The organism is Mesorhizobium sp. M1B.F.Ca.ET.045.04.1.1 (genome assembly GCF_003952465.1).
Lineage (GTDB): Bacteria > Pseudomonadota > Alphaproteobacteria > Rhizobiales > Rhizobiaceae > Mesorhizobium > Mesorhizobium shonense.
The window spans coordinates 6,479,905-6,497,450 of the sequence record NZ_CP034448.1 but is presented as its reverse complement, the minus strand read 5'-3'; the positions used below and the strand labels follow the sequence as shown (position 1 = coordinate 6,497,450).

Genomic DNA, 17,546 nt, shown 5'->3' with positions numbered 1-17,546 from the left:
AAGCCGGATTATGCGCTTATTCGCCGGCGCGGCCAGAGAAGGATTATGCTTTCGAGGGTAATTTTGTGCTGCGAGACCTGATCGCCAATGGAAAGTTGATGCGCACGATCTCGCTGCCGCGCGGCCGCCAGCGCCTGCATGCCATGCCGACCAGCACCGGCTATGAGGTGCGCGAGGACGAGACCTATGACTGGGACGGGCGAAGGCGTGGCCAGACGCCGTTCACCGTGCTCCAGCACACGATCAGCGGCACCGGGCAGTTGCGCTACGAGGGCCGCAACTATCGCCTGCAGGCGAACGACACGCTGCTGGTGCTGGTGCCGCACAACCATCGCTACTGGTTGGCCAAGGGCGACCGCTGGGAATATTTCTGGATTTCGATGAACGGCGAAGAGGCGCTGCGCATCCACAAATCCATCTTAAGCGTCTCCGGTCCCGTGTTCCGGCTGCAGCCGGCGACCATCGATCACCTAGCAGATTGCAGTCTCCGCCTCATCAAGGGTGCCGCTTCGCCCGGCGCCGCCTCTGCGGTCGCCTACGAGGCGGCGATGGCGCTCTACGACGATGTCTTCGGCTCGCACGCTTTCGCGGAAAAGCAAAGCGCCATGCAGCCGGTCATCGACCACATCAACGCCAATCTCGACAAGCCGCTGCCGGTGACGGAGCTGGTCGAGATCAGCGGCCTCAGCCGCGCCCATTTCTCGCGCTGCTTTGCCGAGAGCGAGGGCTTGCCGCCGGCCGAATTCGTGTTGCAGCAAAGGCTGCAGCGCGCGGCGAAGTTGCTGACCAAAGCCGATTTCCTGCCGGTCAAGGAAGTCGCGATGCTGTGCGGCTTCGAGGACGCGAATTACTTCTCCAAGGTGTTTCGCCGTTGCTACGGCATCACGCCGACGCAGTTTCGCACGACCGGCATGTATGCCAGCCTGGGCAACCATCGCTGATGGTATCTAGAATGATCAGCGGCGGGACCGATCGGGTGTCGTCGATGCGGTGCTGACCGGGTCGGCAGCGGCGAAGGCTGCGTCAAGCTGTTCAGGCGTGCGCTGCCCGGCCCGCTTCCAGGCGACATATTGGACGATGCCGAAACCTGGGCGCTGCGGCACCGTCTTCACCACCGGCATGCGGAAACCGTCGCGGAATTTGTTCCAGCGCGCGCCGAGGACCGCGACCAGTTCCTCGACGGTCGGCGGCGTCGCGACATCGGCGTAGGTGATGGTGACCTTGCCGGCGAGGCCCGCTTCGCGCGGGATCGGCACCGGGATCGAGGCGAGGTAATCCGGCGGCACATCGATCAGCCCGCCGACGGCCCATTGCCGGCGCAATTCTTCCGCCTTCATCGGCGCGACGCTGACGTCGATATCGTTGGGCGTGCCCGGCACGCGATAGGGGCACCTGAAGCGGCCGCAATTCGCCTTCGCGGAAAACTGCCAGAGCGCGTAGCCCTGCCAGTTGCCCATCGGGAAATGCACCTCGATGTCCGGCTTGTAGCGCGCGTACCAGAGCGGCAGCCGTGACAAGAGCCGGTAAGTGTAGCGGTTGTCGGCGATGTACTGGGCGGTCTTGCCGTTCGAGTAGAGCACCGGGAAGCGGCCGAGCCGCCTGTGCACCTGACGCACGAATTCTTCCGCGTCCTCGAGCGACATCCATTGCGTCGGGTCGATGCCCTCGATGTCGAGGGCAATCAAATCGTCCGGCGCCGGCTCGGCGAAATCGACGAAATTGTTGGCCTGCTCGACAGGATTGCCGGGACGGGCAAGGTGATAGGCGCCCCATTTCAGGCCGAGCGCCTTGGCCACCACCTTGCGCGTCTGGAACAGCTCGCGCGTCACCGCGTATCGCTTCCACAGTGCCTTGCAGAGTTTGATGTCGGTCTCGCCGCCGAAGCAGAAATAGGGCGGCGGCAGCCCGTCGGAGGCCTTGTTGATGAAGCCGACGACGCGCTTGTCGGTGGCAAGCTGCGCCCAGTCGATTGCGTTGTACTCGTAGGCGTCGATCACCAGCGCCCGGTCGGCATTCTTCCACGGCTCGGAGAAATCCGAGGCCTTTGCCGCCGTGCCCAGCGCCATCGCCGCTGCGAGAAGCGCCAGGCGGCGAAGAGGGCGCGCCGGCTTTTTCAATCAGGGTGTCCCCACTGACCAGGGGACGATCCTGAACCGCTATGGTTAAGGAATTGCTTTCAAAGCCGATCGGGTGCTCAGCGCCGGAACAGCGACTGCACCTCGAATGGATCGGGCGCCGGCTCCTGCGGCAGCGTGCCGTCGGCGGCGCGCTTCTTGTGATGCGCCAGCGAGCATTGCGGCGAGCACAATATGCCGCGATCGGTCCAGTAGGCCGGTCCATGCTCGATCTTGCCCTCGTGGTACCAGAACCCCGTGGCCCGGTAAGGGAGGCCGCATTCGATGCAGCGATAGACTTCAGGTATGGCAAGCATGGGAGTTCCCAGTGCACGATGTCTCTCTGGTCTGCCAACGGCAGATAATACCAGTCGGATGTAGTCCGTTATCGCAGAAATTTCGAGAGATTGGATTGTACCCTTCAGTAGCAATCAGCAGCCTTGAAAATTAGCGAAAGCCTTCGCGATTTCGTCATCCACGGGCGGAGCAAGGAGCGAAGCGACGCGCGCAGACCCGAGGATCCTGTGTGTTGGTTCTGGTGTATGGTTGAAGTGGGAAGGAGACCGAGTGGATCCTGGTCGTCCTTTCGGACAGGCCGTGGCATGGCCCGGTCCCTTCCCACCGGTGAACCATCAACCTGAACAGTTGCACGGGGCTGTTCCAAGCAGACCCCGCACCACAGGAAGAGGCGTGGACATGATAATGCAGAACTATGTCGGCTGCGACATCTCAAAGCAGTGGCTGGACTTTTTTGATGAGGCAAGCGGCCGTTTCCGGCGCATCGACAATCAGGCCGACGCGATCGCGGCCTATGTGGCGGGCCTTGATCCCAGTCGGGACTTTGTCGTCATGGAGGCGACGGGGGTGCATGACCGGCTGCTGCGCCATGCGCTGGCCAAGGCCGGCGTGCCGTTCTCGCGGCACAACCCGGCCCATACCCACCACTATGCCAAGTCGACGAGACGGCGCGCCAAGACCGATCCTCTCGATACCAGGATGCTGAGCGACTACGGCCGTCGCTATCACCCTGAGGCCGAGCCGGCGCCGAGCGAAGAAGTCGAGCGGCTTCAATCGCTTGCCGGCCACCGCGATCACCTGGTCAATATGCGGGCAACGGCGAAGAAGCACCTCGCCGAGGCCTTCAATGAGATCGTCATTGCCGATCTGGAAGAAACGATCGCTCACTTCGACACGCGCATCAAGGCGCTCGAGAGCCTGATTGCCGAAGTCATTCGTCAAAACCAGGGCACCGCTCGCGACCATGCGCTGATGGTCTCCGTGCCCGGTGTCTCCAAGGTCGGCGCGCTCTCGCTGCTGGCGCTCCTGCCCGAGCTCGGCCAGCGCTCACCCAAGGCGATCGCCGCGCTCGTCGGCCTTGCCCCGTTCGACAACAAGAGCGGCAAGCTCACACGCAGGAGCCAGATCCAGGGCGGGCGATCACGCGTGCGCCGCGCCCTCTACATGGCAGCCCTCACAGCCATCAGAACCTGTGACCGGTTCAAGTCCTTCTATACCGCACTTGCCGCCCGATCAGGCTCCAAGAAACTTGCTATCATCGCCGTAGCAAGGAAGCTCCTGGTCGTCCTCAACGCCATCATCCGCGACAAAACCGCATTCGCATGAACACAGTTGCCATTCCGTAACGTTGAGGCGGTTTCCACGGTCCAGAATTGTGCTCCGCTGCACCCTTCGCCCGAGGTCACGGAATGGATCCTCGGGTCTACGCGTCCGCTTCGCTCCCGCTCCGCCCGTGGATGACGAAGTTGCAAAATCCGCGTGACAAAGTTTGACGTTTACGTAAAAAGAAGGTGTTGGGCCGGCCCAAAGGCGCATGGCCTCGCTTTGGCTACGCGACTACCATCGGCCGGAACGGAGGAGGAGCAGCAAAATGTATCGCGCACCGGTCGAGGACATCGCCTTCACGCTGAAGCATGTGGCCGGCCTGAAGCCGGCATTGGACGCCGGCACCTTCGGCGATCTCGGCGAGGACCTTGTCGACGCGATCCTTTCCGAGGCCGGTCGCTTCGCCAGCGAGGAGGTGGCGCCGCTCTACAAGATCGGCGACGAGCATGGCGCGGTGCTGAAGCACGCTTCCGTCACCACGCCGCCCGGCTGGAAGGAGCTTTACCGCCGCTGGATCGACGGTGGCTGGAACGCGCTGTCGGGGCCGGAGGAATTCGGCGGCCAGGGCCTGCCCACAATGCTCGCCGTCGCCGCGCTCGAAATGTGGAACTCTGCCGCCATGGCCTTCGGCATCGGCCCGACGCTCACCATGGGCGCGGTGGAAGCCCTCGACAAGCATGCGTCGGAGGATCTCAAGGCGAAGTATCTCGCCAAGCTTGTCTCCGGCGAGTGGATGGGCACGATGAACCTGACCGAGCCGCAGGCCGGTTCGGACCTCGCGGCGCTGCGCACCCGCGCCGAGCCCGCCGGCGACGGCACCTACCGCATCTTCGGCCAGAAGATTTTCATCACCTATGGCGAGCACGATTTCACCGACAACATCGTGCATCTGGTGCTGGCCAGGCTGCCCGACGCGCCGGCCGGCACGCGCGGCATCTCGCTGTTCCTGGTGCCGAAATTCCTGGTCAATGACGACGGCTCGCTCGGCGCCCGCAACGACGTCTTCTGTTCCGGTCTCGAGCACAAGCTCGGCATCCACGCATCTCCGACCTGCACCATGATCTACGGCGACGGTTTTGAGGGCGCGGCCCCGGGCGCGATCGGCTGGCTGGTCGGCGAGGAGAACAAGGGTCTCGCCTGCATGTTCACCATGATGAACAACGCCCGCCTTGCCGTCGGCATGCAGGGCGTGGCGGTGGCCGAGACGGCGACGCAGAAGGCGATCGCCTATGCCAATGAGCGCCTCCAGGGCAAGGCCTCGGATTATGCCGGCTCAGGCATGGCGCCGATCGTCCATCACCCGGACGTGCAGCGCAATCTTTTGACCATGCGGGCGCTGACCCAGATCGCGCGCGCCATCGCCTATTCCTGTGGGCACGCCATCGACAGGGCGCGCGTCGCCGAGGGCGAGGCCGCCGCCACCTGGCGCGACCGCGCCAATCTGCTGACGCCGCTGGCGAAAGCCTTTTCGACCGATGTCGGCGTCGAGGTTGCATCGCTTGGGCTGCAGGTGCATGGCGGCATGGGCTTCATCGAGGAAACCGGTGCGGCGGCGCTTTATCGCGATGCCCGCATCGCCCCGATCTATGAAGGCACCAACGGCATCCAGGCGATCGACCTCGTCTCGCGAAAACTGCCGCTCGGCGGCGGCGAGCATGTGCATCGCTACATCGGCGAACTGAAGGCGATGGCCGACGCGGTGCGCACCTCCAACATCGAGGGTTTTGGGCGCACCGCCGACAATCTCGATCGTGCGCTCGCCGATCTCGACGAAGCGACCCGCTTCCTGCAACGGCTTCTTGCCGACGGCAAGAGCGATACCGCGATGGCCGGCGCAACGCCCTATCTGCGCCTGATCTCACTTGCCGCCGGCGGCGCCTATCTGGCGCAGGGCGGGCTGGCCGACCGCGGCCGAGTTCCGCTTTGCCGCTTCTTTGCCGAAAACCTGCTTGGCGAGACGCGTGCCCTGAAGGAGCGCGTCATCGACGGCGCCGATAGCCTCGCCGCGGCCGGCAAGATGCTGATCTCCGCCTGAACATCCTGGCATTCGAAGGAACCGACCGTGACCGACCATATCCTCATCGAGCGCCGGGGCGCCGTGCAGATCATCCGCATGAACCGGCCGGACAAGAAGAACGCGCTAACGCGCGCCATGTACGCGAAAATGTCGGCCGCTCTTGCCGAAGGCGACGCCGATCCGGCGGTCCGCGTCCATGTCTTCCTCGGCGTCCCCGGCGCCTTTTCCGCCGGCAACGATCTCGCCGACTTCCTCGTCATCGCCGGCGGCGGCGAGGGCGGCAACGAGGTCTGGGATTTTCTCATGGCGCTGGCCAAGGCGGAGAAGCCGATGGTCTCGGGCGTCGACGGCATCGCGGTCGGTATCGGCACCACGCTCAATTTGCATTGCGACCTGACCTTCGCCACGCCGCGCACGCTCTTCCGCACGCCCTTCGTCGACCTCGGCCTGGTGCCTGAAGCCGGCTCGAGCCTGCTGGCGCCGCAAATCCTCGGCCTACAGGGCGCCTTCGCGCTGCTGGGTCTCGGCGAAGGCTTTTTGGCCGAGCGCGCCAAGGCCGCCGGCCTGATCTACGAGGTGGTCGCGGAAGAGGCGCTGGAAGGCGCGGTGCTGGCGGCCGCCAACGAAATCGCCGCCAAGCCGCCGCAGGCGCTGAAGATCGCCCGCGACCTGATGCGTGAGCCGCGCGAGGAATTGATCGCCCGCATCAAGGTCGAAAGCGAGCATTTCCGTGAGCGGCTGAAGTCGGACGAGGCGCGCGCCGCGCTCACCGCCTTCATGACGCGAAAGAAGGCGAGCTGAGGGGATCTAGCGCTGCTCGGCCGCGATTCGAATGCCAAGGGCAATCAGCAGCGTGCCGCTGATTGCTTCGACGGCGCGGCGCACATTCGGCCGGCGCAGCCAGTCGCCGGCCTTGGCGATGATGGTCGCATAGATGGTCAGCCAGGCGAAGGTGATCAGCGCAAAGACGATGCCGAGCAGCAAAAGCGACAGGAAGGACGGCTGACCGGCCGGCACGAATTGCGGCAACAGGCTGGGGAAGAACACCGCTATCTTCGGATTGCTGAGATCGCTGACGAAGCCCTGCCGGAACGCGGCAACCGGGGCGAGCCGCATATGCGGCATGGTCGGTGACCGCGCATGTTGGCTTTGCGCCGGCCAGATTGCTTCACGCAGTGCTTGCATGCCGAGATAGATCAGATAGGCGGCGCCGGCATATTTGACGGCTAGGAAAAGCGGCTCGGAAGCCGTGAGCAAGGCGACCAAACCAGCGCTTGTCGCCAGTGCCCAGATCGTCAGCCCGCAGCCGACACCAAGCGCAGTCAAGATTCCCGCAGAACGGCCGCCGAGCAAGGTGTTGCGGATGGTGATCGCGGTATCCGGACCGGGTGTGACGATCACCACGATAGAGACGCCAAGGAATGCCAGGAAGATTGCCATGCCGAACCTCCGAAGGCCTGAAGCCTTTGCGACAGTATGGCCGGAAATGGCACCAAGCGTAAGGCGAGGCGGCCGGCCAATTTCGCCTAAAGGTTGGTGCAGGGGTGTCAAAGCAATCCGGTTTGCCCTATGTCTCGACGACGCGTGGCGGGGGCTCGTGGAATGGAGGGGACATGATCCGACACGCTGCCGCCGAACCCGCCAGAGCGGTTGGAGGACGTTCACTGACGCATTGAACGCCTCGACATGCTTGCCGATGCCGCAAAGCCGCTGGTGCTGACATTCAGGCTCTGGTGGCGCTTCTGGCCGCAACTGGTCGCCATGGTGCTGTTGGGCATCGTGTTCGGCGACCTGTTCATGCAGATCGCCGCGCGTACCGCCCTTGTCAACCACATGGCGGGGCTCGCCTTGCTGACGCTTGTCGCGCTGACCCAGCTCATCGTCACCGTCGCCATGTTCCAGACGCTGCTGCCGGCTCTGCCGGCGACACGTGCCGCGCAGCAGGCGGCGCGTGGCGAAAGCACAGGCGAACCTCGGACCGGCGGCGCGCGGCTGGCGCGCATGGTCACCGTCGCGCTGCTGCCCTTCTTCGCCTATTACGCCGCCTGGGGCTTTCTCGGCGACACCGTGCGGCAGTATTCGCGCGTCGCGCTCGACATGGCGCCCTTCGGCGAAGGGGCGGGCAACGTTCTCGACGTGCTCGATTCGCGCTGGCTGATCTTTTCGGTCGTGATCTCCTGGCTGATCCGGCGCTTCGCCATCATGATGCAGGCGCGCGGCGCATCGCGCTCCTTCTGGCAGATCGTCGTGGTTATCTGCGAGACCAACTGGATCTTCATCGGTCTCTACGTGATCTCGCGCTGGAAGGACGAGGCCGTCGGCTGGATCATGAGCCGCAACATTTTTTCCGTCCTGCAGGCCGCCGCTGAAGGGATCGCCAATCCGATCGCAAGCGCCTTTGCCGCTCAGTTGGTTCCCGTCGAGGTCACGTCCATCGACACGACCGCGAGGCTGGTCAACCTGTTCTTCTACATGCTCCTGCCGGTGATCTGGCTGGTGCTCGCCGCGCTGATCTACGGCTACGACGTGCGCGACGACAAGGAGCTGATGCGCATGCATCGGCGCATCGTGCATTTTGGCGAGCGCTACCGCGCCATTCCGAAATTCCTGCGCGACTTCGTCGAGCATTTCATCTCCGGCTACCGCTCTCGCTATTTGCCGATCGCCAACGGCATGCGCATCACGCTGAGCTCGGGCGTGGTGCTGATCGTCACGCTGATCGTCGGCTACCGGCTGATCGACTGGTTGGCGGCCTGGGCATGGCTCGGCATGACGCGTCTCATCGGCCCGCATGAGCTCGATGTCTGGCAGGTGCTGTCCGAGGGCGTCTCGCTGCTGTTCGGCAGCCCGTTCCAGGACTCATCGACCGGCATTCTCGTCGAGCCGTTCAGGATCTGCTTCCTCGCCGCGATCCTCGAAACGGCCTTCGCGCTGCCGAAGCGCCGGACCGGCGAAGACGCTCGACCGGCGGGCTCCCCCGGCGGTGCGGAAGTAGGGGCCTACAATGCTTGAGAATGCCGGTTCCCGCCTGAAAGCCTGGCTGGTGGCCGGCATCGGCACCGCGGCGGCGATTGCCGTCGCCGGCGTCATGGGCGCATTCGGCGTAAGGCACGAGCCGCTGCCTGTCCTGGCGCCGGCCAGCCAGATTGAAACGGGCGAATGGCTGCTGAGACCGCTCAAGGCTTATGCCGCCGAAGGTGATAACCTCTACGGCGTGCCGCTCAAGCCCGGCGCGAAGGCGCTCGTCCTCGAGGTCGAGATGACCAACCGGACGGCCAGATCGACAAAGGACTATTTCGACGTCCTGCAGGCAAACCAGGCAACGATCGATCCGGCGGCGAAACCCTTCATCGCGCTGATGCGCGATTCCACGCTGTCGCCGGAACTGCACCCCGGCTTGCCGGAACGCATGGCCTATATCTGGCAACTGCCGGACGGAGCGGCGCCGCCGGCGAAACTCGACCTGACCGTCATCCGCAAGACGTACAAGCAGCGCGACAATCTCTATGGCCTGCCGGGCTGGTTCAATCCGGCGCCGATCGGCACGCTGAAGCTGCCTGTTGGCAGCGGGCCCGACACAGCGGATATCCAGCCATGATGCGCAAGCTCGCCAACATCGTGCTGCTGCTCGCCGCTGTCTCGCTCTGCTACGGCCTGCAGGTCTCGAAGCCGCATTATGGCGACCTGATCGGACCGATCCCTGCGCGTGGCGATCTGGGTGACACGGTCGTCGGGCGAAGCTTCGAGGTGCGCGCCGAAAAGGTGGAATTCGCCCGCAAGCTGAAAGTGGACAGGTTCGGTGACAGCAAGGTTCTGACCACCGGCGGCATCTGGGCCGTAGTCACGGTGGAGTTTGCGGCGCAGGCGCAATCGACGACGGTGGCGGTCGCGTCCTGGCGCGGAGCGACCGGCCTGACCTACGACCAGACCGAGCGGCTGTCCTTCGCCGATGGGCTCCTTCCGGTGGCCATCGATCCCGGCCTGCCGAAAAAGGCGAGGCTGATCTTCGAGTTGCGGCCGGATGAGGTGAGCGATGCCACTTTGCTGATTTCGGAAAAGCTGATGTCCGCGCTCGACTCGCAAGCCGAAATATCGCTCGGGCCGGTCGCCATTGGACCCGACGGCTTGCCGCCCGGCACGGTCGGCATGCTGGATATGGCTGAGCCGATCTGAGAGGTATCGAATGACGGCACAGGTTCTGGATCCCGAGAGCGGGACGAGCGAGCGGAAATGGCGCCGCCGCGGCCTTTGGTCGCTTGTTCTGCTCATCCCGCTGAGCCTGGCCATTGAGTCCTATGACAACGTCAAGGCGCTGCTTGGCGACAACGACCTCTTCCCGCGCCGCGTTGCCTGGGGCGAGAGCGCCCGTTTCGGCGGCAGCGACTGGAAGCTGACGGATCTGCGCGGCGCTTTCGGGATGTCGAAGCTGCCGCCCGATTCGGTGCCGGTGCTGGCCGACTTCCAGGTGAGGATCGGCGATCCCGATCTGCAGCGCCGATGGCTCGGCTGCAAGGTGATGCTGATTGATAAGGACGGCCGACGCTGGCTTCCGACATCCATCGCGTCGCTGAAAACCACGGACAACGTGCAGACCTGCACCTCGGCGACCTTCTCCGGCGCCAAGAGCGGCGACACGCTCAATCTGCGCGAGACGTTTCTGGTCCCGAAGGAGGCGACCAAATCAATACGCCCGGCCGTCGGTGTCGCCAGCGAGCGGCCGCATTTCCTGCTGTTCCAGCTGGAAAAAGATTAAGGCATGTCTCCCGAAAGTGGGACCGGTTTCGGGACAAAGACATGCGTAAAATCAAAAACCTGAAGCGCACGGAGCGAATCTGAAAGATCGCGACGCGCTTTAGGGGTACAGCCGCGTCTTGTCCCAGCCGCCCTTGGCGTTGCGCGAGAAAACGATGCGGTCATGCAGCCGGAACGGGCGGTCGTGCCAGAACTCGATCGTCTGCGGCAGGATGCGGAAGCCCGACCAGTGTTTCGGCCGCGGGATCTCGCCGATCGCGTAGCGCGCCGTGTACTCGGCCACCGCCTTCTCCAGCGCGAAGCGGCTTTCCAGCGGCCGCGACTGTTTCGAGGCCCAGGCGCCGATGCGGCTGCCGCGCGGCCGCGTCGCGTAGTAGGCGTCGGCCTCGGCGTCGCTGACGATCTCCACCGGCCCGCGCACGCGCACCTGGCGGCGCAGCGATTTCCAGTGGAAGCACATCGCCGCCTTCATGCTGCCAAGAATCTCGCGGCCCTTGGCGCTCTCGAAATTCGTGTAGAAGACAAACCCCTTTTCGTCGAACCCCTTGAGCAGCACCATCCGCACATCCGGCATGCCGTCGGCATCGACGGTTGCCAGCGCCACGCCGTTGGGGTCGTTTGGCTCGCTCTTGGTGGCATCCGCCAGCCATGCGGCAAAGAGCCGGAACGGCTCCGCCGCCTCGGTGAAGTCACTGCTTGTTAACTCGGTTTCGTTCATAGTTTTCCAAATTTTTAACATTGCGGGAGGAGTTCGCCGATTGTCGCGTATCGCGCAAGCTTTTGACAGCGGGCAATGGAGCGTTATCGCTTCGGCCAGTGCCAAGGCTGCGCTGCTGACGTTGGCGCTCCCCCTTGCAGGTTGCGGTGCCGGCGGCTTCAGCCTCGAGAAAGCGGAGGTCGACCGCTCGATCATCACCTCCAGCGCGCCTTACTCGCCAGTCCAGCCGGCAAGCAGCGACAAGGATTCGGACCAGACTACCATCGGCAACGCTGTCTCCTCCGCCGACATCCAGGAACTCGGCGGCCAGGCCGTGCCATGGGCCAACGCCGGCACCGGCTCGCGCGGCGCGATCACCGAGCTGGTGGAACTCAAGGATGGCGGCCTCAGCTGCCGTCGCTTCACCGCCACGCGCGAGAGCTTCGACGGCGTCGCCTTGTACCGGGGCGAGCTTTGCATGGCTGGCGCCGGCGGCTGGCGCATGCAAGAATTCAAGGCGCTCTGATTTAGTTCGGGGCGCTCTGATTTTCGCTCGCCGATCCCACTTGCGCTACTGGAATTTCTTCCTATCCGAGCGCATATAGGGGGCAACCGTGGACCCATTCTCTCTTTCAGGCAGGAAGTATGCGCGACCCCTATGAGGTGCTGGGCGTTGCCAGGAACGCATCGGCCAAGGACATAAAATCGGCGTACCGCAAGCTCGCCAAGCAGCATCATCCGGACCAGAATCCGAATGATCCGAAGGCGAAGGAGCGTTTTGCCGCCGCCAACCAGGCTTACGAGATCGTCGGCGACGAGAAGACGCGCGCCGCTTACGATCGCGGCGAGATCGACGCCGACGGCAAGCCGAGATTCCAGGGCTTCGAGGGCACGGCCGGCGGCGGCGATCCTTTCGCCGGGTTCCGCCGTCAGCAGGGCCCTGGCGGCGCGCCGCATTTTGAATTCCGCACCGGCCGTCCGGGCGGCGATCCGTTCGACGGCAACAGCGACATTTTCAGCCAGATCTTCGGCGATGCCTTTTCGGGCGCCCGCGGCGCCGGCCGCGGCGACCGCCGCCAGCCGGTCCAGGCGCCGGACCTGAACGTCACGCTGGACATCAGCGTCGAGGAGGCGGCCACCGCCGAGAAGGTGACCGCGATGTTCCCCGATGGCCGCAAGATGGCGGTCAAGCTTCCTGTCTATGTCGAGGACGGGCAGACCATCCGGCTCAAGGGCCAGGGCGAGCAGGGGCCTGGGCAACCCGGCGACGCGCTGGTCAAGATCCACATCCGCCGCCATCCGCGTTATCGCATCGAGGGCCGCGACCTGCATGTCGACCTGCCCGTCGATCTGGCCGACGCCGTGCTTGGCGCCAAAGTGGCGGTCGAAACGCCGACCGGCAAGCTCGCGGTCAACGTTCCGGCATGGTCGAGTTCCGACAAGGTGCTGCGCCTGAAGGGCAGGGGTTTGCCGGAAAAAGCCGGCGGCCACGGCGACCTCTACGCCCATGTGCGGCTGATGCTGCCGGAGGGTGGAGATGCCGATCTCGAAGCCCTGATGCGCAACCGAAAAGGCTGATCGAGGCGATTTTCTCGTCAGGCCAGTCTGTTTTCGACGCTTGAAGGGGCCTTGTGCCTGTGCGATAGGGCTCCACACGAAGCAGACATTCTTGCGGAGAACGCGCACATGGCGGGTGGACAGGGCCTGATGGCCGGTAAGCGGGGCCTTATTCTCGGCGTCGCGAACAATCGGTCGATCGCTTTCGGCATCGCCAAGGCTTGCGTCGATCATGGCGCCGAAATCGCGCTGACCTATCAGGGCGAGGCCTTCAAGAAGCGCGTCGAGCCGTTGGCGGCCGAGCTCAACGCGCATGTCGCCGGCCATTGCGACGTCACCGATCCGGAAAGCCTCGACGCCGTCTTCGCCGACATTGCCAAGCACTGGGGCAAGATCGATTTCCTCGTCCATGCCATCGCTTTCTCCGACAAGGACGAGCTCACCGGCCGTTATGTCGAGACGACGCGCGACAATTTCCTGCGCACCATGGACATTTCGGTGTTTTCCTTCACCACCATCGCCAAGCGCGCTGAACCGCTGATGAGCGAAGGCGGCTCGCTTTTGACGCTGACCTATTACGGCGCCGAGAAGGTGATGCCGCACTACAACGTCATGGGCGTTGCCAAGGCGGCGCTCGAGGCCAGCGTGCGCTATCTCGCCGTCGACCTCGGCGCCAAGAAGATCCGCGTCAATGCGATCTCGGCCGGCCCGATCAAGACGCTCGCCGCCTCAGGCATCGGCGACTTCCGCTACATCCTCAAGTGGAACGAGTACAACGCACCGCTCAAGCAGACGGTGACGCAGGAAGAAGTCGGCGATTCCGGCGTCTACTTCCTGTCGGACCTGTCGCGCGGCGTGACAGGTGAGGTCCACCATGTCGATTCCGGCTACCATGTCGTCGGCATGAAGGCGGTCGACGCGCCGGACATCTCCACCGTCAAGGACTAACTCTCTCCACCTTTTCCTTCTCCGCCCAGGCCGTGGCCCGACCTCCGGGAGATCCGATGTATCCGCTCGTCTACATCGTGCGCCACGGCCGGACGCAGTGGAATGCCGAGGGTCGGCTGCAGGGCCAGGCCGACACCGACATGAATGCGCTTGGCCGCGAGCAGGCGACGCATAATGGCGGTCGGCTGGCAGCGCTCGTCAGAAATCCTGCGGATTTCGACTTTGTCGCCAGCCCGATGCGGCGCACGCGCGAGACGATGGAGCTGATGCGCGCCGCGATGGGGCTCGATCCGCTCGCTTACCGGACAGAACCGCGTCTGGTGGAATTGAGTTTCGGCGACTGGCAGGGCTTTACTTTCGCCGAGCTCGAGGCCCGGCATCCTGGCTCAACGCATGGCCGCCGCGCCGCCAAATGGGATTTCCAGCCGCCGGGCGAGGGCGCGGAAAGCTACGAAATGCTACTCGAGCGGATCAAGCCGTGGTTCGACGCGCTTGACCGGCAGACCGTCTGCGTCACCCATGGCGGCGTCATGCGCTGCCTGTTTCGCTTTGTCGAAGGGATGTCCAACAAGGAAGCGGCCAGTCTCGAGATCCCGCAGGACCGTCTGCTCCGGCTGAAGGGCCGGAGCCTGGAGTGGTTGTGAAGCAGACGCCTCAACCTCGTCATCCTAGGGCGAAGCAGGAGCGAAGCTCCGTCGCGGAGACCCTAGGATCCATGCCGTGACCTAGGCCAAATGGCAAAAGCGGCGCAGAACAGAGATCGTTTTGCACCGCGGCAAAGCTCCGACGCAACGGCATGGATTCTAGGGTCTGCGCGCGTCGCTCCGCTCCTTGCTTCGCCCTAGAATGACGAAGCTTTCGGCGTTCCGGCCAATTTCTAAAGTGGTCCTTACCGGCGCACTGCGTTGGCCGAAACCTCGCGGCGCAGGGTAATTCTAGTCGCTGTCCGGCAATTGCATATCGGTCACGACGTTCTCGCCATTGGTCACGTCGTATGCGATCACGATATCCATGCCGGGCTTCAGCGCGTCGAGATCGGTCTCGGCGTTGAGCTTGTAGGACTTTCCGTCGTCAAGCGTCAGTGTCAGCGTGTCCTTGTCGACCTTCTTGATCAGGCCTTCGGTCTGGCCGGCGAACGCGGCTGTGGAAATCATGAGCATGGCGCCAACAGCGCCAATCAGGGTACGCATCGTCGTCCTCTTTGGTCATTGCGCCGGCATGAGCAACGGCGGATCCTCAACGGCGGATGGAAGAGAGCAGAAACCAACCGAATGTGTCAAAACTAAATCCGCCAGATCACGGATTGCTGCATCCGATCACCGTTTGACCGCTGTGGAAAACGCCAATAGAAGGCACCCTTGAACCGGCGAACCGGCTCCGCCGCCGGGCAGGGCGTTTTCCATGTCTCACAACACATTCGGCCATCTTTTCCGCGTCACCACCTGGGGTGAAAGCCACGGCGCCGCGCTCGGCTGCGTCGTCGACGGCTGCCCGCCCGGCATCCGCTTCAAGCGCGAGGATATCCAGGCCGAGCTCGACAGGCGCCGCCCCGGCCAGTCGCGTTTCGTCACCCAGCGGCGTGAGCCGGACGAGGTGAAGATCCTCTCCGGCTTCATCCTCGACGAGGACGGCGAGACGATGATCACCACCGGCACGCCTATCTCGATGCTGATCGAGAATGTCGACCAGCGCTCCAAGGACTACGGCGAGATTGCCCGCCAGTACCGGCCGGGCCATGCCGACTACACCTATGACGTCAAATACGGGTTGCGCGACCATCGCGGCGGAGGCCGCTCCTCGGCACGCGAGACCGCCGCGCGGGTGGCGGCAGGCGCTCTCGCCCGCAAAGTGGTGCCTGGCATGGTGGTGCGCGGCGCGCTGGTCTCGATGGGCGAAAAATCCATCGACCGCGCCAACTGGAACTGGAATTTCGTCGGCGATGCCGAAAACCCGTTCTTCACCCCCGATCCAGCCTCGGTTCCCGTATTCGCCGCCTATCTCGACGGCGTCCGCAAGGCCGGATCCTCGGTCGGCGCGGTGATCGAGATCGTCGCCGACGGCGTGCCGGCCGGTCTCGGCGCGCCGATCTACGCCAAGCTCGACCAGGACATCGCCTCCGGCCTGATGTCGATCAACGCGGTCAAGGGCGTCGAGATCGGCAACGGCTTCGAGGCGGCGCGCATCACCGGCGAGCAGAACGCCGACGAGATGCGGATCGGCAATGACGGCAAGCCGGTGTTTTTGTCCAACAACGCGGGCGGCATTCTGGGCGGCATCTCGACCGGCCAGGCGATTATTGCCCGCTTCGCCGTCAAGCCGACCTCCTCGATCCTGACGCCGCGGAAATCGATCGACAAGGACGGCAAAGACGTCGAGGTCATGACCAAGGGCCGGCATGACCCGTGCGTCGGCATCCGCGCCGTGCCGATCGGCGAGGCCATGGTTGCCTGCGCGATTGCGGACCACTATTTGCGGCATAGAGGACAGACGGGGAAGGGAATAGGCAGTAGGGATTAGGCAGTAGGCGTCCCGACTTTTTTCTCCCTACTGCCTACTGCCTACTGCCTAATTCCTATTCCCTGCGAGCGAAGCGAGCGCACCATGCCATACGACCAGAAGAAGATCGTCGAAGCGATCCGCGCCTTCGAGCGCGGCGAGATCGTCGTCGTCATGGATGATGACGGGCGCGAGAACGAGGGCGACCTGATCGTCGCCGCCGTCCATTGCACGCCGGAAAAGATGGCCTTTATCGTGCGCAACACGTCGGGCATCGTCTGCACGCCGATGCTGCGCGAGGATGCGAGGCGGCTGAACCTGGCGCCGATGGTGGCGGACAACGATTCCGCCCACACCACGGCCTTCACCGTCAGCGTCGACTTCAAGCACGGCACCACGACCGGCATTTCGGCCGATGACCGCACGCTTACCGTGCGCAATCTCGCCAATGGCAATGTCGGCGCCTCCGATTTCGTGCGCCCCGGCCACATCTTCCCGCTGATCGCGCGCGAAGGCGGCGTGCTGATGCGCTCGGGCCATACCGAAGCCGCAGTCGATCTCTGCAAGCTCGCCGGCCTGCCGCCGGTCGGCGTCATCTCCGAGCTGGTCAACGACGACGGCACGGTCAAGCGCGGGCCCGAGGTTCAGGCTTTCGCCGAGCAGCATGGCCTGAAGCAAGTGTCGGTCGCCGACCTCATCGCCTACCGGCAGCGCAAGGAAACGCTGGTCGAGCGCGTCGCCTGCTCGGACATCGATACGCCCGGCGGCAAGGCGCAGGTCTTCACCTACACGCTGCCCTGGGATTCCATGCATCACGTCGCGGTCGTCTTCGGCGACATACGCGACGGCGAGGAAGTGCCGGTTCGGCTGCATTCGGAAGATGTCGTGACCGACGTCTTCGGCACCAGCCACCGGCTGGATACCATCATGAAGGCGATGGGAGAGCGCAAGCGCGGCGTCATCGTCTATCTGCGTGAAGGCTCGGTCGGCGTCGCCCATCAGGAGCGCAAGCGGCCGCAGAGCGGCGATCGCGAGGATCATGAGGAAGCCCGCCGTCGCGAGAACGAATGGCGCGAGATCGGCCTCGGCGCCCAGATCCTCAAGGACCTCGGCATTTCCTCGATCAACCTGATCGCCTCGCGCGAGCGCCACTATGTCGGCCTCGAAGGGTTTGGCATTCATATCGCCAAGACCGAGATTCTTTAGGCCGTCGAGGGATTGACGCGCCGGAGGTCCTACGGCAGCCCGCCGGCGTTGCTGGCTGACCGAAGCCTCCGCGACGTAGGCGATTGGCCGAAGCCTCTGCGAAGTCGTCATCCACGGGCGGAGCAAGGAGCGAAGC

Annotated in this window: 19 protein-coding genes; 14 read left to right on the top strand and 5 right to left on the bottom strand. The window is 64.1% G+C overall.

What is annotated here, in order from left to right; translation table 11 throughout:
* The first annotated feature begins 98 nt into the window (after positions 1–98).
* Positions 99–941 (top strand): AraC family transcriptional regulator, encoded by an 843-nt coding sequence (locus tag EJ071_RS32370; RefSeq protein ID WP_126101487.1) that lies wholly within the window; start codon positions 99–101, stop codon positions 939–941.
* Positions 942–956: 15 nt separating this feature from the next.
* Here EJ071_RS32370 and EJ071_RS32365 read toward each other — a convergent pair whose 3' ends face one another.
* Complete coding sequence (locus EJ071_RS32365; protein WP_126102810.1) at positions 957–2,066, bottom strand: glycoside hydrolase family 25 protein; 1,110 nt, start codon at positions 2,064–2,066, stop codon at positions 957–959.
* Positions 2,067–2,194: 128 nt separating this feature from the next.
* Positions 2,195–2,431 (bottom strand): hypothetical protein, encoded by a 237-nt coding sequence (locus EJ071_RS32360; RefSeq protein ID WP_126101486.1) that lies wholly within the window; start codon positions 2,429–2,431, stop codon positions 2,195–2,197.
* A gap of 379 nt (positions 2,432–2,810) precedes the next feature.
* Between EJ071_RS32360 and EJ071_RS32355 the strand changes: the two genes are divergently transcribed.
* The 3 genes from EJ071_RS32355 (at position 2,811) to EJ071_RS32345 (ending at position 6,555) form a co-directional block, all read left to right on the top strand.
* Positions 2,811–3,737, top strand: a complete 927-nt coding sequence (locus EJ071_RS32355; protein ID WP_245460373.1) for an IS110 family transposase — start codon at positions 2,811–2,813, stop codon at positions 3,735–3,737.
* A gap of 265 nt (positions 3,738–4,002) precedes the next feature.
* On the top strand, positions 4,003–5,772 hold the full coding sequence (locus tag EJ071_RS32350; RefSeq protein ID WP_126101484.1) for an acyl-CoA dehydrogenase family protein: 1,770 nt from the start codon (positions 4,003–4,005) through the stop codon (positions 5,770–5,772).
* 27 nt (positions 5,773–5,799) lie between these two features.
* Positions 5,800–6,555, top strand: a complete 756-nt coding sequence (locus tag EJ071_RS32345; RefSeq protein ID WP_126101483.1) for a crotonase/enoyl-CoA hydratase family protein — start codon at positions 5,800–5,802, stop codon at positions 6,553–6,555.
* Between the two features lie 6 nt (positions 6,556–6,561).
* On the opposite strand, the gene EJ071_RS32340 is transcribed toward EJ071_RS32345, so the two are convergent.
* Entirely contained in the window at positions 6,562–7,194 is a 633-nt protein-coding gene (locus tag EJ071_RS32340) for a LysE family translocator (RefSeq protein WP_126101482.1), read from the bottom strand.
* Positions 7,195–7,440: 246 nt separating this feature from the next.
* Here EJ071_RS32340 and EJ071_RS32335 point away from each other — a divergent pair, with 246 nt between their 5' ends.
* Genes EJ071_RS32335 through EJ071_RS32320 form a run of 4 tightly spaced genes read left to right on the top strand, consistent with a single transcriptional unit; the run spans position 7,441 to position 10,507 of the window.
* The gene (locus EJ071_RS32335; protein ID WP_126101481.1) at positions 7,441–8,766 is read left to right on the top strand and encodes a hypothetical protein; all 1,326 of its coding nucleotides are present in this window, start codon (positions 7,441–7,443) and stop codon (positions 8,764–8,766) included.
* Entirely contained in the window at positions 8,759–9,352 is a 594-nt protein-coding gene (locus EJ071_RS32330; RefSeq protein ID WP_126101480.1) for a hypothetical protein, read from the top strand. The genes EJ071_RS32335 and EJ071_RS32330 overlap by 8 nt, the downstream gene beginning before the upstream one ends.
* On the top strand, positions 9,349–9,927 hold the full coding sequence (locus EJ071_RS32325; RefSeq protein WP_126101479.1) for a hypothetical protein: 579 nt from the start codon (positions 9,349–9,351) through the stop codon (positions 9,925–9,927). Before EJ071_RS32330 ends, EJ071_RS32325 begins: the two co-directional genes overlap by 4 nt.
* 10 nt (positions 9,928–9,937) lie before the next feature.
* Positions 9,938–10,507, top strand: coding sequence for a hypothetical protein (locus tag EJ071_RS32320; protein WP_126101478.1), 570 nt, complete (start codon positions 9,938–9,940; stop codon positions 10,505–10,507).
* Between the two features lie 99 nt (positions 10,508–10,606).
* On the opposite strand, the gene pdxH is transcribed toward EJ071_RS32320, so the two are convergent.
* Positions 10,607–11,224 (bottom strand): pyridoxamine 5'-phosphate oxidase, encoded by a 618-nt coding sequence (gene pdxH, locus EJ071_RS32315; RefSeq protein ID WP_126101477.1) that lies wholly within the window; start codon positions 11,222–11,224, stop codon positions 10,607–10,609.
* A 40-nt stretch (positions 11,225–11,264) separates the two neighbouring features.
* Here pdxH and EJ071_RS32310 point away from each other — a divergent pair, with 40 nt between their 5' ends.
* The 4 genes from EJ071_RS32310 (at position 11,265) to EJ071_RS32295 (ending at position 14,352) form a co-directional block, all read left to right on the top strand.
* Positions 11,265–11,729, top strand: coding sequence for an RT0821/Lpp0805 family surface protein (locus tag EJ071_RS32310; RefSeq protein ID WP_126101476.1), 465 nt, complete (start codon positions 11,265–11,267; stop codon positions 11,727–11,729).
* Between the two features lie 119 nt (positions 11,730–11,848).
* Positions 11,849–12,781 carry a J domain-containing protein gene (locus EJ071_RS32305; RefSeq protein WP_126101475.1) on the top strand — a complete coding sequence of 311 codons (933 nt, stop codon included), beginning with the start codon at positions 11,849–11,851 and terminating at the stop codon, positions 12,779–12,781.
* Positions 12,782–12,889: 108 nt separating this feature from the next.
* Positions 12,890–13,708, top strand: coding sequence for an enoyl-ACP reductase FabI (fabI, locus tag EJ071_RS32300; RefSeq protein ID WP_126101474.1), 819 nt, complete (start codon positions 12,890–12,892; stop codon positions 13,706–13,708).
* A 56-nt stretch (positions 13,709–13,764) separates the two neighbouring features.
* Positions 13,765–14,352 carry a histidine phosphatase family protein gene (locus tag EJ071_RS32295; protein ID WP_126101473.1) on the top strand — a complete coding sequence of 196 codons (588 nt, stop codon included), beginning with the start codon at positions 13,765–13,767 and terminating at the stop codon, positions 14,350–14,352.
* 291 nt (positions 14,353–14,643) lie between these two features.
* On the opposite strand, the gene EJ071_RS32290 is transcribed toward EJ071_RS32295, so the two are convergent.
* Positions 14,644–14,898, bottom strand: coding sequence for a DUF1344 domain-containing protein (locus EJ071_RS32290; protein ID WP_126101472.1), 255 nt, complete (start codon positions 14,896–14,898; stop codon positions 14,644–14,646).
* A 211-nt stretch (positions 14,899–15,109) separates the two neighbouring features.
* Here EJ071_RS32290 and aroC point away from each other — a divergent pair, with 211 nt between their 5' ends.
* Both aroC and ribB read left to right on the top strand, forming a co-directional pair.
* Positions 15,110–16,225: a chorismate synthase gene (aroC, locus tag EJ071_RS32285; RefSeq protein WP_126101471.1), complete on the top strand. Its 1,116-nt coding sequence runs from the start codon at positions 15,110–15,112 to the stop codon at positions 16,223–16,225.
* Positions 16,226–16,309: 84 nt separating this feature from the next.
* Positions 16,310–17,410 (top strand): 3,4-dihydroxy-2-butanone-4-phosphate synthase, encoded by a 1,101-nt coding sequence (gene ribB / locus EJ071_RS32280; protein ID WP_126101470.1) that lies wholly within the window; start codon positions 16,310–16,312, stop codon positions 17,408–17,410.
* The last annotated feature ends 136 nt before the right edge of the window (positions 17,411–17,546 follow it).

What these genes read in the sequence shown, in the direction of transcription:
- EJ071_RS32370 (WP_126101487.1), top strand. Translation starts at nt 99, where the DNA reads ATGCGCACGATCTCGCTGCCGCGCGGCCGCCAGCGCCTGCATGCCATG.
- EJ071_RS32365 (WP_126102810.1), bottom strand. Translation starts at nt 2,066, where the DNA reads ATGGCGCTGGGCACGGCGGCAAAGGCCTCGGATTTCTCCGAGCCGTGG.
- EJ071_RS32360 (WP_126101486.1), bottom strand. Translation starts at nt 2,431, where the DNA reads ATGCTTGCCATACCTGAAGTCTATCGCTGCATCGAATGCGGCCTCCCT.
- EJ071_RS32355 (WP_245460373.1), top strand. Translation starts at nt 2,811, where the DNA reads ATGATAATGCAGAACTATGTCGGCTGCGACATCTCAAAGCAGTGGCTG.
- EJ071_RS32350 (WP_126101484.1), top strand. Translation starts at nt 4,003, where the DNA reads ATGTATCGCGCACCGGTCGAGGACATCGCCTTCACGCTGAAGCATGTG.
- EJ071_RS32340 (WP_126101482.1), bottom strand. Translation starts at nt 7,194, where the DNA reads ATGGCAATCTTCCTGGCATTCCTTGGCGTCTCTATCGTGGTGATCGTC.
- EJ071_RS32335 (WP_126101481.1), top strand. Translation starts at nt 7,441, where the DNA reads ATGCTTGCCGATGCCGCAAAGCCGCTGGTGCTGACATTCAGGCTCTGG.
- EJ071_RS32330 (WP_126101480.1), top strand. Translation starts at nt 8,759, where the DNA reads ATGCTTGAGAATGCCGGTTCCCGCCTGAAAGCCTGGCTGGTGGCCGGC.
- EJ071_RS32325 (WP_126101479.1), top strand. Translation starts at nt 9,349, where the DNA reads ATGATGCGCAAGCTCGCCAACATCGTGCTGCTGCTCGCCGCTGTCTCG.
- EJ071_RS32320 (WP_126101478.1), top strand. Translation starts at nt 9,938, where the DNA reads ATGACGGCACAGGTTCTGGATCCCGAGAGCGGGACGAGCGAGCGGAAA.
- pdxH (WP_126101477.1), bottom strand. Translation starts at nt 11,224, where the DNA reads ATGAACGAAACCGAGTTAACAAGCAGTGACTTCACCGAGGCGGCGGAG.
- EJ071_RS32305 (WP_126101475.1), top strand. Translation starts at nt 11,849, where the DNA reads ATGCGCGACCCCTATGAGGTGCTGGGCGTTGCCAGGAACGCATCGGCC.
- fabI (WP_126101474.1), top strand. Translation starts at nt 12,890, where the DNA reads ATGGCGGGTGGACAGGGCCTGATGGCCGGTAAGCGGGGCCTTATTCTC.
- EJ071_RS32295 (WP_126101473.1), top strand. Translation starts at nt 13,765, where the DNA reads ATGTATCCGCTCGTCTACATCGTGCGCCACGGCCGGACGCAGTGGAAT.
- EJ071_RS32290 (WP_126101472.1), bottom strand. Translation starts at nt 14,898, where the DNA reads ATGCGTACCCTGATTGGCGCTGTTGGCGCCATGCTCATGATTTCCACA.
- aroC (WP_126101471.1), top strand. Translation starts at nt 15,110, where the DNA reads ATGTCTCACAACACATTCGGCCATCTTTTCCGCGTCACCACCTGGGGT.
- ribB (WP_126101470.1), top strand. Translation starts at nt 16,310, where the DNA reads ATGCCATACGACCAGAAGAAGATCGTCGAAGCGATCCGCGCCTTCGAG.